The 14,823-nt window shown below is 67.8% G+C and carries 9 protein-coding genes and 1 pseudogene; 4 read left to right on the top strand and 6 right to left on the bottom strand.

Annotation, left to right across the window (positions count from 1 at the left end):
• Nucleotides 1-50: 50 nt before the first annotated feature.
• From B6S01_RS00865 to B6S01_RS21980, 6 genes and pseudogenes are all read right to left on the bottom strand, one after another.
• A complete protein-coding gene (locus B6S01_RS00865; RefSeq protein WP_015449374.1) occupies nt 51-953 on the bottom strand; it encodes an ArdC family protein in 903 nt (300 codons plus the stop codon).
• Nucleotides 954-1,002: 49 nt separating this feature from the next.
• Entirely contained in the window at nt 1,003-3,216 is a 2,214-nt protein-coding gene (locus B6S01_RS00860) for a phage integrase (RefSeq protein WP_015449375.1), read from the bottom strand.
• The gene (locus B6S01_RS00855) at nt 3,213-5,003 is read right to left on the bottom strand and encodes a hypothetical protein (protein ID WP_037465845.1); all 1,791 of its coding nucleotides are present in this window, start codon (nt 5,001-5,003) and stop codon (nt 3,213-3,215) included. Before B6S01_RS00855 ends, B6S01_RS00860 begins: the two co-directional genes overlap by 4 nt.
• On the bottom strand, nt 5,000-6,349 hold the full coding sequence (locus tag B6S01_RS00850) for a tyrosine-type recombinase/integrase (RefSeq protein ID WP_015449377.1): 1,350 nt from the start codon (nt 6,347-6,349) through the stop codon (nt 5,000-5,002). Before B6S01_RS00850 ends, B6S01_RS00855 begins: the two co-directional genes overlap by 4 nt.
• A gap of 156 nt (nt 6,350-6,505) precedes the next feature.
• Nucleotides 6,506-6,871 carry a zincin-like metallopeptidase domain-containing protein gene (locus tag B6S01_RS21985; RefSeq protein WP_322788857.1) on the bottom strand — a complete coding sequence of 122 codons (366 nt, stop codon included), beginning with the start codon at nt 6,869-6,871 and terminating at the stop codon, nt 6,506-6,508.
• A gap of 164 nt (nt 6,872-7,035) precedes the next feature.
• Nucleotides 7,036-7,215: pseudogene (locus B6S01_RS21980) on the bottom strand (ArdC-like ssDNA-binding domain-containing protein); the annotation flags it as partial.
• A gap of 1,092 nt (nt 7,216-8,307) precedes the next feature.
• Here B6S01_RS21980 and B6S01_RS00835 point away from each other — a divergent pair.
• The 4 genes from B6S01_RS00835 (at nt 8,308) to B6S01_RS00820 (ending at nt 14,804) form a co-directional block, all read left to right on the top strand.
• Nucleotides 8,308-8,892, top strand: a complete 585-nt coding sequence (locus B6S01_RS00835) for an RNA polymerase sigma factor (protein WP_051908344.1) — start codon at nt 8,308-8,310, stop codon at nt 8,890-8,892.
• Nucleotides 8,889-9,797 carry a FecR family protein gene (locus B6S01_RS00830; RefSeq protein ID WP_051908346.1) on the top strand — a complete coding sequence of 303 codons (909 nt, stop codon included), beginning with the start codon at nt 8,889-8,891 and terminating at the stop codon, nt 9,795-9,797. The genes B6S01_RS00835 and B6S01_RS00830 overlap by 4 nt, the downstream gene beginning before the upstream one ends.
• 91 nt (nt 9,798-9,888) lie before the next feature.
• The gene (locus tag B6S01_RS00825; RefSeq protein ID WP_037467166.1) at nt 9,889-12,828 is read left to right on the top strand and encodes a TonB-dependent receptor; all 2,940 of its coding nucleotides are present in this window, start codon (nt 9,889-9,891) and stop codon (nt 12,826-12,828) included.
• Nucleotides 12,822-14,804: an Atxe2 family lasso peptide isopeptidase gene (locus tag B6S01_RS00820; RefSeq protein WP_037467169.1), complete on the top strand. Its 1,983-nt coding sequence runs from the start codon at nt 12,822-12,824 to the stop codon at nt 14,802-14,804. The genes B6S01_RS00825 and B6S01_RS00820 overlap by 7 nt, the downstream gene beginning before the upstream one ends.
• Nucleotides 14,805-14,823 lie beyond the last annotated feature (19 nt).

Here is a 14,823-nt window from a genome sequence, read left to right as displayed (position 1 = left end):
TGACAGTCCAGCCCTAATTTGAATTTTTGGGGGTCGAGCGGAGGTGCTGGTCATGCTGCCAACTCCTCGCGCTGGGGCTGCTGCGCCCACATCCAGTCGGCGGCTTGCTGGGCCTTGCTGGCGGCGGTGAAGATCGCCCGTGGATCTTTCTTCAGAGCACTGAGCCACGATGCCACATAGGCGGCGTGATCGGGGCGCGGATGATGGGCAATGCCGAGGTCCGCCAGGACGAACGATGCGGTGAGTTCGGCGCAGGCTTCTTCGATCGGCAGCCAATCGCGCTTGAACCGGTCCTGGAAGTTGCGGTCGAGCCGATGCTTTGCCCCTGTGGCGTGGCCGGACTCGTGCAGCAGGGTGCCCATGTGAGCGGCTGCATCGTGAAACGCCGAGAAAGGCGGCATGAAGATCTGGTCGAGATCGATGCGATAATGGGCATCGTAGGCGCCTTCGGTGATCGGAATGTTCAGCGCCGCGACGAATGCTTCGGCATGGGCGAGGCGTTCGGTCTCCGGCAATAGGGTGACCGGCGCAGGCTCATAACCTTCGACCTGCGCGAGGTTGAACACGGTGAAAGCGCGAGCGAACATACGACCGGGCCGCTGATCGCCATCGTCATGGTCTTGATCGACGTTGGACGCAGCCTGCTTCCAGAAAACGACTGTCGTGCCGCGTTCGCCCTTGCGAACCTGGGCGTCGACCGCCTGCCACTGCCGATAGGTGCCCCACAGGCCGCTGGCATAGCCGCTCACCTGTGCGGCCGCCCACAACGCGAGCACGTTCACGCCCCGGTAGCGCTTATGGGATGAGAAGTTCTCGGGCCGCGTGACGGCGGCGCCATCATGATGCCAGGGCATGCGCCAGGTGCCCGCGCCCGCCTCGATGGCGGCAATGATCTCGGTGGTGATGCGGGTATAAACGTCGGCGCGCTCGGCCGGCGCTGATGAGCGGGACATGTTCGATCTCCACGACGGGCGAAGCAGGCCTCTCCCGCTCCTCATCCCGTCACCCCATCTCCAGGCCCTCCTCTCCCTCTACCGCCGCCCGAAAGGGCGGCGTCGCGCCTTCAGGCGCGATCTGGGCCAGCACGCCCTCGATCCGGTCAACCTCGTGCTGGAGCGCTGCTCGTTGCAATCCAGGCAGGCGCTTCTCGCGCAGCAACATCCGCGCCTCGGTGGCGCTCCGCTCCCAGATGGGCCGGTGACGTTCGGCGATGCAGGCGTTCGGACAGCGGGTCGGTTCGCAAAGTGCTGTCAACGGCCGGTTCGCCGAGGAATCTGTCGCACGCTTGAGGCACAAGGCTGTTGCCGGATCGAAGAAGCAATCGGCCAGCGTGCCGACATGCAGGGTGCGGGCAAGGCTGGCGAGCATGGTGCGCAGACGGGACCGGTCGGCGATCATCGCTGGCAATGGGCTGAGTTGCGTGGCCGTCTCATCGAGGACGCGCTCGATGCGCCGGCCCGCTGGTCCGGAAAGGGAGGCCCCACCTCGCCGCCTGTCGAAATAATCGAGCAAGTCGTCGAGCTGGCCGAGTCCGCGCTGCGTCTCCACCTCGGCGCGGAACCCGGAGGCGCTGCTTCCTGCGTAGCCCTCGAAGGCGGCAACGGAGGCATGCTTGTACTGGATCATGCCAGCCACCGTTCCGAAGGGGCGGTTGGCGATATGCCATGCAATGGTGCGGCGAAACTGGCGGGTCGTAATCCGCCAGGGCTTGCCGTCCGGTCCTGGCGGAATAGCGGGCGCCTCGTCCGAACCGAACAGCGTGTTGAGATGGTCACGGTAGGCGTTGATCTGACGGACGATCTCCGCGGAAACGTGCGACTTGCGGCTCCGCGTCAGTGACAGCACGGGCCAGAGTGTATCAAGGCCGCGAGCGTCGGCCGCACGCTTGCACAATAGCTCGAGCACACTGATCGCATCAGCGACAGGAGCAATGGTCACCCACTCGGCCGGCGCTCCCCCGCTACCCTTGCCCTTGTAGGCGGTGGAACGCACGCGGTGCCGTGACACGACGCCATCCTCACTCCGCTTGAGGGTCAGGCATCCCCGACGCATCGCCTGCACCTCGCAATCGCGCATCCCGGTCAGATAAGCGCAGACCACATAGGCTGCCGCCTGCAGCATGCGCTCTTCGAGGATAAGGGACTTGGCATCGAAACGGGGCCGCCATGGTAAACCACGATCGGGATCAATCGAGATCGGCGTATCCATACCGCCAGGTTCGACGCCCATATCCGCGATGGCAGCTTCAATGAGATCGGAAGCACCGCCAGCGAGAGTAAGGTGCATCGCCGGTTCTGCGGCGGCGTCGACCCCGACGTGGAGATGGAGAAGCTGCACGTTGACGACTGGCATGGTCGTCCCGCTGGCCGGATCGATGGAGGCAGATCCGTTGGGTGGGCTTACCCAGACCGGTACGCCTCGGCCTTGCCGCGCGCGCGACCGGAAATAGCGCTGCAATCGCATCCGCTGCCGTTGACGACGCTCGGCGTGTGCCAGTCCCCGTTCGGCAGCAAACCAGCGGTCACGTTGGGCTTCGAGGCGATCAAGCTCACGCCGGGCCGCGAAAATATCCTGCGCGAAGACGGTGACATAGCGCAGCGACCAGGCCAGCAGCGGGGTGATGATCCCCTCGGGCATACGCGGTGTGCGGTTCTCCCGGACATGCCGATAGCCAGCGACGCGCGCAGGAGCCCGTCCTTCCCAAGGCTCAAACGACAGGCCGCCACCGGGAAGATGGTCGCGGTAATGGTATAGATCGATGATCACCTCGAGAAGGTGGCCAACGATGACGGGCCTCCTTGCGGGATCATCACGCAGATGGCGGGCATAAGCATCGATCAGCGCGGGATCGATGCGGCTAAGGTCGAGCACACCCAGTCGTCCGCGCGCAAAACCGAAGAAGCGCCGCGCCCGATTGAACGCTTGCCGGATACAGGCGGGCAATAGCTTCGGACGGTAGCCGGGGAGATCGACGTTGAGACGGGCATAGAGATAGGCGCGCATCGTCGCCTGCACATCGGCATGTTCAAGCACGTCGAAATGCACGGTGACATGGCAGCGCCGGGCGTTCTCGCGGAAAACAGCGGGTCCAAGATCCCAGCTCGGGTCACCGACACGCGACAGTGCCTCACGGGAATGGCCCGGCTTGAGCGGCACAATCGTCAACACGGGCCGATCATCGAACGCGAGCGCCGGGACATAGGCGGGGGCCGTCATGCGCGCGTCTCGGGCGGGAGATAGAGATGCTCGTCGGTTGCGCGCAGCCGCGCTTCGGCGACGACCGCATCGGAAAATGCTGGCAGAATCTGGTTGACTATCCGGGCATGAACCTGCCCGAACTTGGCCATCCAGTCAGAACCAGGCAGGCCCTGCCGTTGATCTTCGACGAATGCGAGGAAGGCCAGGATCGCGGGCAGCTTGCGCGCGGTGATGACAGCGTTGGGGCAATGGAGACACCCCCAGAAAGGCTGAGAACAGGGCGAACCAACCTCGGCGAAGGGACTGCGATGGAAGCCCGCACAAGCGGCGAGCCAGACATCCTGTTCGCCGTCGAGCAGCGGATCGACCGTATCTGGCGGCATCAGCGGCGCGGCCTGTTCGGGCCCTTCGCGCAGTGCCTGCTCCGCAGTGGGCGGGAGTATGGTCGGCATCGCAGCGGCGACCGCCTCGCGGAAGGCATCGGCGACCGCGGCCTCGTGCAGGGGCCGGAGCGAGGGTAGATCCGCGTAATGGCGCGCGGCGACCTCACGGCTATGCCCGACCGCGAACCGAGCCATATGCCCTTCGGTCTTGGTGTACCACAGCGCCTTGTGGGTCTTGCGAAGGCGGGAAAGCAGAAGGTAGAGCGGCTTGCCGTCGTCATCGACAATCCGGTGCCGAGCCACCCACGCATCGAGACGTTCGCGCGGATGACGAATACCGGCGTGCAGCCCGCCAGCGTTGTGGTAGACCCAGAGACAATCAGCGGACAGATGTTGGCGCGCAACTGCCGTGACCTCGATCAGCCGGCGGATAAGGCCACCTGGCGTGCCGATGCCGCCGTCGCGCACGCGCATACTCTTGTGCTCGGCAGCGCGGGCGCGTCGCTTCAGGTAACGCAACTCGACAGTGCCAGCGGATGGGTTGGCCAGGCAATCAACCGTCAACGCCTTCAAGCACTCGGGCTCCAGGCCAGTATCGAGCGAAAGTAGCACGAACAATGGGGGGATATCGGTGACGTGAAGATGATGGCGGCGATGCAGGTCATCGACCAGCGTGCTGATCGGCAGGCCGCGCCGTGCGCGCATGAAATAGAGGCTCTTCAGCGCGGGATGGTCTGCGACGATAAAGCCCTGCCGCGCGATGACCGCTTCGACTTCAGCGCGCGCCCTGGCGATGATCGGATCGCCCTCATCGGTGTGGTCGTCATCGGCGCCGAAACGGCGGAACATCGCTTCGATATCGGCCCTTGCGGCGTCGCGCAGTGCGCGAGCGACGAACGGACTGTAGGCATCGCGCGGGGTCGAGCGACCTGCCGAAGTGGCCAACGTGTAACGAAGCCGCTCATGCAGGTCGGGCGCGATCCGGTCGGGCCGATCTGCCTCCATCATGCGCAATGTGTTGATCACCTTGCCCACGATTATGTGCCGGTGGATCGCGCTCTTCCCGAGTCGCTCGAGCGTGGAGGAAAAACCATCGATATGGGCCGCGTGGAGATCACTGATGCCGGCCACCTTCGGCGCTTCGTCGGCAAGCCAGGCGAAGAAGTGACGATAGACCTGGAGATACTGCTTGATGACGCTGGCCGCACCGATTGATCCGCCGAGTGCCGCTGACCGATGGAGCGCGCCGGCAAAGGCAATGGCGAGCGGACGAGGCTCGAGCCCGGTCATATCGACCAGGACGGTCCCGCCATGCCGCGCCTCGATGGTGAACTTGAGGCCGAGCACCGGATCGGGCTGCACAGCCTCCGGGGTGATCGGAGCGAAAGCGACAGGCCGGCCCCTGCGGGGACGCCCGCTCATGCGCCCTGCGGTCCCGGCAGCAGCGCGAGTAGCTCCTCTACGGCTGCGTCGACCGTATCGGCGCGGGTCGCGATATGGTCGAGGTAGATATAGGTGGTCGTAAGGCTCGCGTGGCCGAGCAGGCGTTGCACCTGTTGCAGCGGGTCGCCCAAGATCAGCCGGTAGCTCTCTACCGCCCCCGCCGGCAATGCGGCTTCGCGTAGTCGCTGCTGGATCAGCAACGCGAGCATATGGACTGCGAAGGTGTGGCGAAGCTGGTGCGGGCTGATCGACAGCGGAAAACCGTTCTCCGCGCACCGCTTGCAGGCCCGAGTGAAGATCACCTCCCACGAGTTGGGACGGACAGGTTGCCCGACCTCGGTCAGCCATAGCGCCGCCGGCTCCCGGAGCGTTCCATCCTCATCACACAGGATCAGGCGGCATCGTTCCTCCGGGGTGCAGATATCCCGCATGCGGTCGAGACCGGCGCGAGTGACAGGGATCGGTCGCTCAAAACTGGCCGCGCCATCGCGCGCGGCAAACTTGGCAACGCCTGCGGCCCGTTCGACGGCGACATAGGCGGCGATCTGACGAAGCAGCCGGCGCGGGACCAGAACGCTGCGTCCTCGGTCGCCCTTGGTGAGCGGCGGCGGGAGAGGCAGCCAAAGTTGTTGTCCATCACCGTCTTCGCGGTCGATCGCCGTGAGCTCGGCAGCGAGCAGGCACGACGCCTCTTCGAGGCGCAGGCCGGTGGTGACGAGAAGATCGGCGAACAGCGCGTTGCGCAGCCCGTTCCGATCGCGCGCGCCAGGGCGCTCGGTGCCGTCAGGGGCGAGACCGCGCAGGCCGACCTCACGGAAAATGCGGTAGTCGTCCATCGGGACGAACCGAACATCCGACCGCCTCGCGACACGTTCATAGGCGTCGTTGCGCGCCGCGATCATGCCGCGACGGCCGCCCTGCGCCGGTCGCCACACGGCACGGCGGCTGAACGGCGCCTCGGCGATCAGCCCTTGCTGCTCGCCCCAGCGGTAGAGGCGATCGAGACTGGCGACGGCCCGGTTCCAGCTTGCCGCCGTGATCCGGTTATCAGCCTCGTCGCGGCGTCGCTCACGATGATAGGCGACCACATCGTCGCGGGTCGCAGTCCACACGGTCTTGCCAAAGGCATCGAGAAAGCGAAGCCAGACCGCGACATCGTAGGCACAGGCGCGAAGCGAGTGCCGCGAGCGGACGCCCGACAGCGGCAGGTCGAGAAAGAAGCGATCCAGATCGGGATCGTAAAGCGCGTCGTCGCGCAAGATCAGCGGCACATGCGCATCGAGACCCTTGGCCTCGCGACGCTCGCAGACAGAGATGATCGACATCAGCGCGAAACCCTCCCCCGGACCCCCCACCCGGAAGCTGACCTCGCACCGTTGCGCCCTATGGCCCGTCAGTTATCAGGCTGGCCTCCGCCAGCTCTTGGGTCAGCGCTACGGCCAGCCTGATAACTGCCTACCGTCGGCGTCCATCACCACATCCTACTGCAAAGTGCCATGCGGTGCAGACTGTCCAGATAAAGCGCAAAGCTCCTCGCGGCCATAGGCGGCGCTGCCGAAGCTGCCCGTCTGGTCGCGGCCCAGCCGCGACCCGTGGCCGGTCCAGTGGCCGAGTTCGTGGAGCGCGGTGCGGTAAAAGTCGATCTGCGCGCGGAACGCCTGCTGGTGCGGCAGCGCGACGAAGTCGCCCGACGGCGAATAATAGGCCTCGCCCCCGCCGATGCGGATATCGGCGCCGCTTGCGGCAAGCAGCGCCTCGGCAACCGGGATCGTCTCGCGCGGCAGGAGCAAGGGGTCGGGCGCGGTGCACCGCTCGGGGAGGCCCTCGACCTGCGCGACGTTGAACACGGTGAAGCGCTTGAGGAACGGAATCGAGCGGTCGCCCCCTCTCCGCTCGCGCTTCCCGCGCCGCCGCGCCCCTCGGGGACGGAAGCGGGCGCCACCGCTGCGCCGTCCTCGCCGCCCTTCGGGGTGAAGCGCGCGGCGTAGAAGATCGTTATGCCCTTCTCGCCCTTGCGGACTTGTCCGCCCGCCTGCCGCGCTTGGTTGAAGGTCAGCCAGCCTTGCGAGGCGAAACCGCGCTGCACCGCTTCGGACCAGAGGATGAGGATATTGATGCCCGAATAGCTGCGCCGCGTTTCGGCGTTGCGCGGCAGACCCGGCGCGAAGGTGGCGGCGTCCCAAGGCCGCACCCACGGGATGCGCCCTTCCTCGAGTTCGCCGACGATGCGCGCGGTTACCTCGTCATAGAGCGACACCCCCGGCGCAGCGCCGCCCGCCCCGTCGCCGTTGCGGCGCTTGCCGCGCGAACGACCGCGCGTCGCCGCGCCGCCCGCGCTGTCTGCGCCCTTGTCGCCCGGTCGCGCGGGGCTTCGCGAGGGTGCGGCCTCGCCCAAGGATTGCGGGAATGCGTTCACGGTGCGTCTCCTTCGGACCAAAATCCGCCGCGGCCGGCCCCGGACAGCGGGGCGGGCGGCGAATCCACGGTCAGGGGACCGCCCAGCAAGGCGGCCGCGCACCCGCACGGCCGGAACGAAGTGGAGGAGCCCGGCGAAGCCGGGCTTGCGCGGGCGCCGGGCGGTCCCACAGGCCGTGCGCCGCCCGCGCCGATGTCCGAGGTGCCGGCCCACCAAAGCGCCGCCGCGCGCAGCGCGGCGTCCTCAGCCCGGGTTTGTCGGCCTATTCACCGCATCACTCCGGCGCCCCGAACGGCGCCGTGCGGCGATGTCGAAACGATCGGCCTCGATCCCGGCCCGAAGGGCCTGAAAACTCGCGCCCTTGGCGAGCCGCAGGCGCGGCGGCGTGCGCGCGCAGCTGTGCTTAGCCGCCGCCGCGCCAAGACCAGCGAGCCCAAGAGCGCAGCGCGGCCAACCGTGCGACGCGCGACCTCTGGCGGCGCCTGCCGCCGCCAGTGCGCGCTCCTTTCGGGCCGCGCTCATCAGCCGTGACTTTGTGAATTCCGTCCTCTGACCGACCTGGTCGAGCACAGCCGAGTCCAGGGCCGGCTCCCCGCCCCCTTCCGAATCCCGTCCATAGTCGAGCGGTCTCCCGGCAGACTCTTGCCCTTACGGCACAGCCGGTTATGCTGGTCCGGCATCGGGCAGCGAAGCGCCGGATGCCGGAGCGTGAGAACTCCGTTCGAGAGCGATATCCTTATCCATCCTGCCGGGTGGCCGTCTGCGCATGTCCAAGCCCTCGGGCCAAAGGCGGCGGCGCGGGTTTCTCGACCTGTTCTCAACGCCCGGCTTTCCGGCGTCGTCGCTGCCTCCTCGAAGGCGGACGCGATGGACTATGACGACAGCGAGAAGGACGGACGACGCGGCCTCGATGCCGCCGATCCGCTGCCGCCCGACGACTGGGCGGGTTTCGGCAGCATGGCGCGCGCCGAGGCGCTTTACGCGGCGCAGCGCCCCCTCGTTGCAAGCATCTTCCGGCGCAGCGTCCCCCCGCAGGAGGTCGGCGATCTCGTTCAGGAGACCTTCCGCCGCGTCTTCTCGGCCAAGGGCCATGGCGCCGGGCTGCTCGACGCCCCCGCCGCCTATCTCGCCGCCGCGGCGCGGAGCATCCTCAAGAACCGTGCGCGCTCGGGGGTGCGCAATCTGCACGCGCTGCATCACAGCTATGAGGAGCAGGATATCGCCGGCCCCGATCCGCACGCTGCGCTCGAGGCGCGCGACATGATCCGCCGCGTCGAGGATGCGATCGCGCGCCTCGCTCCCGCCACAAGGGATGTATTCCTGCTGCACAGGTTCGACGATCTGAGCTATCCGGAGATCGCAAGAATCAAGGGCATGAAGGTCAAGCGCGTGGAAAAGCATATCGCCAAAGCCCTCGTCGCGATCCGCAAGGCGCGAGACGCGCAATCGTGACGCACGAGCAGCGCGAGGCGGCCGACTGGGCCGCCCGGATGCGCGGAGACCCGAGCGATGCCGACCGGCGGTCGTTCGACGCCTGGCGCGCCGCGCCGGGCCATGCCGAGGCCTATGCGCGCGCGGTCGACGACTGGGCCTATTCCGCGGGAACCTCGCGCCAGCGCATCGAGGCGAAAGCGCGCAGCGAACGCAATGCGCCGGGAAGCCTGCGCTGGGCGGTCGCGACAATCGCCGCGATCGGGCTCGCCATCGGCTTCGCATTCTATCTTCAAAGCCGCGGCGACACGCCGCAGATCGCCGCCGGTCCGATGCTGCCGGGTCAGCTGAAGCTCGCCGACGGCAGCGCCGTCACCCTGATGGACGGCGCCTGGGTCAATCCGCAGCTCTCGGACAGCGAACGCCGCGTCATACTCAATGGCGGCCGCGCGCGCTTCGATGTCGCGCACGACCCCGCGCGGCCCTTCGTCGTCGTCGCCGGCGGCTCGGAGACGGTCGCGCTCGGCACCGTCTTCGAGGTCGACCTCAGGCAAGCCGCACCGCGCATCACGCTGATCAAGGGCGCGGTCGAAGTGCGGTCGCGCGCCGGCGGCGACCGCCTCCGGCTCGCCCCCGGCCAGGCCGCCGACGTGATCGCCAGCGGGCCACAGCTCGTGACGGCGATGCAATCGCCGGTGCCCGCGACGCTGCTCGACGCCGACGAACTGCCGCTCGGCGCAGTCCTCGCTGCGGCGAACAAGGCCGGCGCGGCGCCGATCCGCCTTGCCGACCCGGCCCTCGCCGGGCTCAAGGTCACGGGCCGGTTCGACGTCACCGACAGCCGTTCGCTCGCGCGCACGCTCGCGGTGGCGCTCGATCTCGCGGCAAGCGAACAAGGCGGCGAAATCGTCCTGACGAAGAAATAATCCACCCCCAACGCACGCGAGGGGGGTGAGCCCCTTCCCCGGTGTTCTGCACCCCCGGACGGCCAATGACGGCCGCATTCGGGAGGGTAGAATGACATCGAAATATCTCGCGGTCCTGCTGGCGTCGGGCGCGATCCTGGCCGCAACCGCACCGGCCGCGCAGGCGCAGGCACAGACAGCCCAGCGCAGCTACGCCATTCCGCCGCAGGATCTCGGCGACGCGCTGCGCCAATATGCGGCGATCTCGGGCCGCGAGATCGTCGCCGCCTCGAGCCTCGTCGCGGGCAAGCGCAGCGGCCGCGTCGAAGGCCGCCTGACCGCCGATGCCGCACTCTCGCGTCTCCTCGCCGGCACCGGCCTCACCGCCGAGCTCGTCGAAGGCCGGCTCGTGGTCCGTGCGGGAAACGGCGCTGCGGCGGACGAAGCTTCGATTGACGCGGCGAGCGACCCGGCGATTATCGTCACCGGTTCGCGCATTCGCGGCGCGGGTCCGATCGGCTCGCCGCTTGCGACGATCGACCGCGACACGCTCGACCGCAGCGGGCGCGCGACGCTTGCCGACTTCATCCAGACGATCCCGCAGAATTTCTCGGGCGGCCCGACCGAAGCCAATATCGGGATGAGCAATCGCGGCAACAGCCTCAGCAACATCGGTTTCGGCTCGGCGATCAACCTGCGCGGCCTCGGCCCGGGCGCGACGCTGACGCTGTTCGACGGCACGCGCCCGGCGCTCGGCGGCGCCTCGGGCGCCTTCGCCGACCTGTCGCTGGTGCCGTCGGCGGCGATCGAGCGCGTCGAAATCCTCACCGACGGGGCGTCGGCGATCTACGGGTCGGACGCGGTCGCGGGCGTCGTCAACGTCCGCTTCCGCAATCGCTTCGACGGTGCCGAGACGCGGCTTCGCGCAGGCACCGCCGATGGCGATTATGGCGAAATTCAGGTCAGCCAGATCGTTGGAACGGGCTGGGCCACGGGCCATCTCGTCGTCGCGGGCGAATATTATCACCGCGGCAACCTGCCCTCGACCCAGCGCGCCTTCGCGAGCGAGGATCTCCGGCCGTTCGGCGGCCCCGACCTCCGCTCCAACTATAACAATCCCGGCACGATCGTCGCGGCAAACGGCCGCCGCTTCCATATCCCGGCAGGGCAGGACGGTCGCGATCTCAGCGCCGCCGACCTCATTCCGAGCGCCGACTTCAACAGCGGCGACGGGCGGCGCCATGTCGACATCCTGCCGGAGCAGAAAAATGCGAGCCTCTATGCGAGTGCCGAACAGGCGATCGGCGATCATGTCAAGCTGTTGGCGCGGGCTCTCTATGCCGACCGGCGCTTCGAAGCGCGCCGCCGCCTGAACGGAACGATCCCACTCACGGTCACCGCCGCCAACCCCTATTATGTCGACCCGATCGGCACCGGCCAGCCGATCACCGTCTATTATGATCCCGCGGCCGATTTCGGGCCCGAAGGCGTGCGCGGCCGAGTCCGCGCGCTCAACACCGCGCTCGGGGCGCGGGCCGACGTCGGGCGCTGGGAGATCGAAGTCGCCGGCGGCTACGGCCTGCAGCGCGAACATTATGACGGCGTCAACCTGATCCACTTCACGCGCCTGCCGCAGGCCGCGGCGGCGTCGACGTTCGCGACCGCGCTCAATCCGTTCGGCGATGGCGCGGTCAACGACCCGGCGCTGATCGACCGGCTTCGCGGCAGCCTCGCGGTCGATACGCGCTACCGCGTCTGGACCGGGGCACTGCGCGCCGATGGCCCGCTGTTCCGACTTCCCGCGGGCGAGGCCAAGCTCGCGCTCGGCGCCGAATATCGCCGCGACCGCCTCACCTATGTCCAGACAAGCGACCTCGTCGGCACCGCGCCGCGCACCGACGGCATTCCGGGGCTCCCCGACAAGCGGATCGTGCGCTCGCTCTACGCCGAGCTCGCGCTGCCCGTCTTCGATGCCGACGGCAGCTTTCCCGGCGAACTCTCGCTCTCGCTCGCGGGGCGCTACGAAGATTATTCGGACGTCGGCGACACCGCCAATCCGAAGGCGGGCATCCGCTGGACGCCGCTCCCCGGCCTCGCGCTGCGTGCCTCCTACGGCCGCTCGTTCCGCGCGCCCTTCTTCGACGAACTCGTCGGCACGGCCAACGCCCGCTACCAGGCGATCCGCGTTGCCGATCCGGCGTCGCCGACCGGGCAATCGATCGTGCTCGCGCTGTTCGGTTTCCGGCCCGATATCGGACCCGAGAAAGCGACAAGCTGGACCGCAGGGGTCGATTTCGAGCCCGCGTTCCTGCCCGGCGCGAAGCTCGCGCTGACCTGGTTCGACATCGACTATCGCGGCCGCATCGCGTCGGGATCGGCCGAATTCCGCAACTTCCTCGTCGCGCGCGACATCTACGCGCCGCTGATCGAGGATAATCCGGATCCGGCCGTCGTCGCCGCCTATTTCGCCGATCCGAGCTTTTCGAACGCGATCGGCGCCGCGCCGGGCGACGTGCGTGCGATCATCGATGTCCGGACGCGCAACCTCTCCTCATCACGCGTCCGCGGGCTCGATTTCGACCTCGGCTACAGCCGCCCGATCGGCGAAGGCCATATCGACCTGTCGTTCGGCGGCAGCAGGCTGTTCGAGATCGACAACCGGCTCATCGAAACCGCGGCGCCGAACAATGTCGTCGGCACGCTCGGCAACCCGGTGAAGCTGCGCCTGCGCGGACGCGCTGGCTTCACGCTCGGCGCCTTCGACGGCGGGGTCGCGGTCAACCATGTCGGGAGCTATCGCAACCGGACGATTACCCCCGAGGAACGGGTGAAGAGCTGGACGACGGTCGACCTCCAGCTCGGTGCGCGGATCGCCGGCGCCGATGATCCGGGCGGACGGTCGCTCCGCCTCGCGCTCAGCATCAACAATCTCTTCGACAGCGACCCGCCCTATGCGCGCTTCCAGTCCATCGGCTCGGCGATCGGTTACGATCCCGAACAGGCGAATGCGATCGGGCGAACAATCGCGCTCCAGGCGGTTGTGGCATGGTGATGCTCGCGAGCCTGCTTGCGGTCGCGGCGGCAGCTCCCGCCGCGACGGAGCTGCCCAGTCCCGTCAGCCGCGCGCCGGTCACGACGCGTGATCTCGTCGAACTTGCCGACATCACGGCGCCGACGCCCTCGCCCGACGGCCGCCGCATCGCCTACCGTCTGAGCCAGCCGTCGGTCGACAAAAATGCATCACATCTCAGCTGGTTCGTCGTCGAAGTTCACGGCGGCGGCGAACCGGTCGTGCTCGACGGCGGCGCCGTCCGACCCGACGCGAGCGGCGTGCCCGTCGAAACCACGCCCGTCTGGGATGCCGACAGCCGCGGGCTTCGTTTCCTCGCGCTAAAGGACGGCGTGCAGGCAATCTGGCACTGGCGCGACGACGCGCCGCTTCAACGCGAGATCGTCGACGAGGCCGACATCACGGACTTTGGCCCGTCGGCCGATGGCGGCGCGCTGCGCTACAGTGTCGGCGCAACGCGTGCCGCGATCGCCGATGCGGAACGCTCGGCCTACCGCGATGGCGTGCTCGTCGATGGGAGCCTCAACCTCAACCAGGCGGTTGCGGGCGGGGTAATCGAGGATGGTCAGCGCGTCATGCGCCGCATTTCCTCACCCTGGTTCGACAATCGGCGGATCCTCTGGGACGTGGCGGCGACCGAAAAGACCGCCGTCCCGAGCGATCCGGCCCAGCGTCCCGCGCCCCCTCCACCCGCGCAAGACATCGCGAGCCGTGCCGCGAACGGCAGCCTCGCCGAGATCGTCGGCGAGAGGGACAAGCAGCAGCTTCGCGTCACGCGCGCCGATGGCCGCCTCCTGGTCTGTTCCGCGTCGCCGTGCCGGTCGGGCAAGCTGCGCGCGCTCGCCTGGCGCGGTGGCAGCGATGCCCTGCTGCTGTTCGAAAAGGATCGCAGCGAACGCGAGATCGTCTGGCTATGGGCAGTCGGTGCCTCCAAGGCGAAACGACTGACGGTCACCAGCGGCGCGCTCCGCGTGCCCGGCCAGCCACCGCGCTGCGCGGTCGGAGCCGAGGCGCTCTATTGCGCCGATGCACAGCCGCTCGTGCCGCCGCGCCTCGTCCGCATCGATTATTCCTCGGGTCGAACGCAGGTGCTCGCCGAGCCGAATCGTGCGCTCGCGGCGCGGATCGCGGCGAAAGCCGAGCCGATGGCGTGGCCCGGCGGCTTCACCGGCTATTTCCTGAGCCCGATCGATGCCAAAGGCCCGCTCCCGGTCGTCGTCCAATATTATATGTGCGAGGGCTTTCTGAAGGGCGGGTCGGGCGACGAGATACCGATGCTGCCGCTCGCCGAACATGGCATTGCGGTGCTGTGCATCGACGCGGTCCGTGCGCCACGCGCGGCGGGAATGGAGGGCTCCTACGCGCTCGCGCTCGAGACGATCGGTTCCGCGCTCGACGGGTTGGCGGCACAAGGGAAAATCGATCCATCGCGCGTCGGCATCGGCGGACTCAGCTTCGGCTCGTCGGTCGCGCTCTGGGCCATCCGCAAGTCGAAGCGCTTCGCGGCAGCGACGATCGCGTCGGGTCAGATTTCGCCGCACTATTATTGGATGAATGCGCTTCCCGGACGCGGCTTCACCGCGGTTCTCGACGATGTCTGGGGACTCGGCCCGCCCGACACGGCTCCCGATCGCTGGAGGTCCGTTACCGCGCTCTGGGACATCGATGCGCTCGACACGCCGCTTCTGATGCAGGTCCCGGAGTCCGAGGTCCAATCCAATGTCGAACTCCACACGCGGCTCAAACGCGCGGGCAAACCCGCCGAGATGATCGTGTTCGCCGACGAGCTGCACATCAAATATCAGCCGGCGCACAAGCGCGCTTCGTACGAGCGCAATCTCGACTGGTATCGCTTCTGGCTCAAGGGCGAAGAGGACAAAGCCCCGGATAAAGCCGGGCAATATCGCCGCTGGCGCCAATATCGCGCGGGACAGTCCTTGCCCGTTCCCGCGCGTTAGGACCGTGCCGGGCACGCGC

The sequence above is a fragment of the Sphingobium herbicidovorans genome, assembly GCF_002080435.1.
In the GTDB taxonomy this organism is placed as follows: domain Bacteria; phylum Pseudomonadota; class Alphaproteobacteria; order Sphingomonadales; family Sphingomonadaceae; genus Sphingobium; species Sphingobium herbicidovorans.
This window is presented reverse-complemented; position numbering and strand designations above follow the sequence as displayed.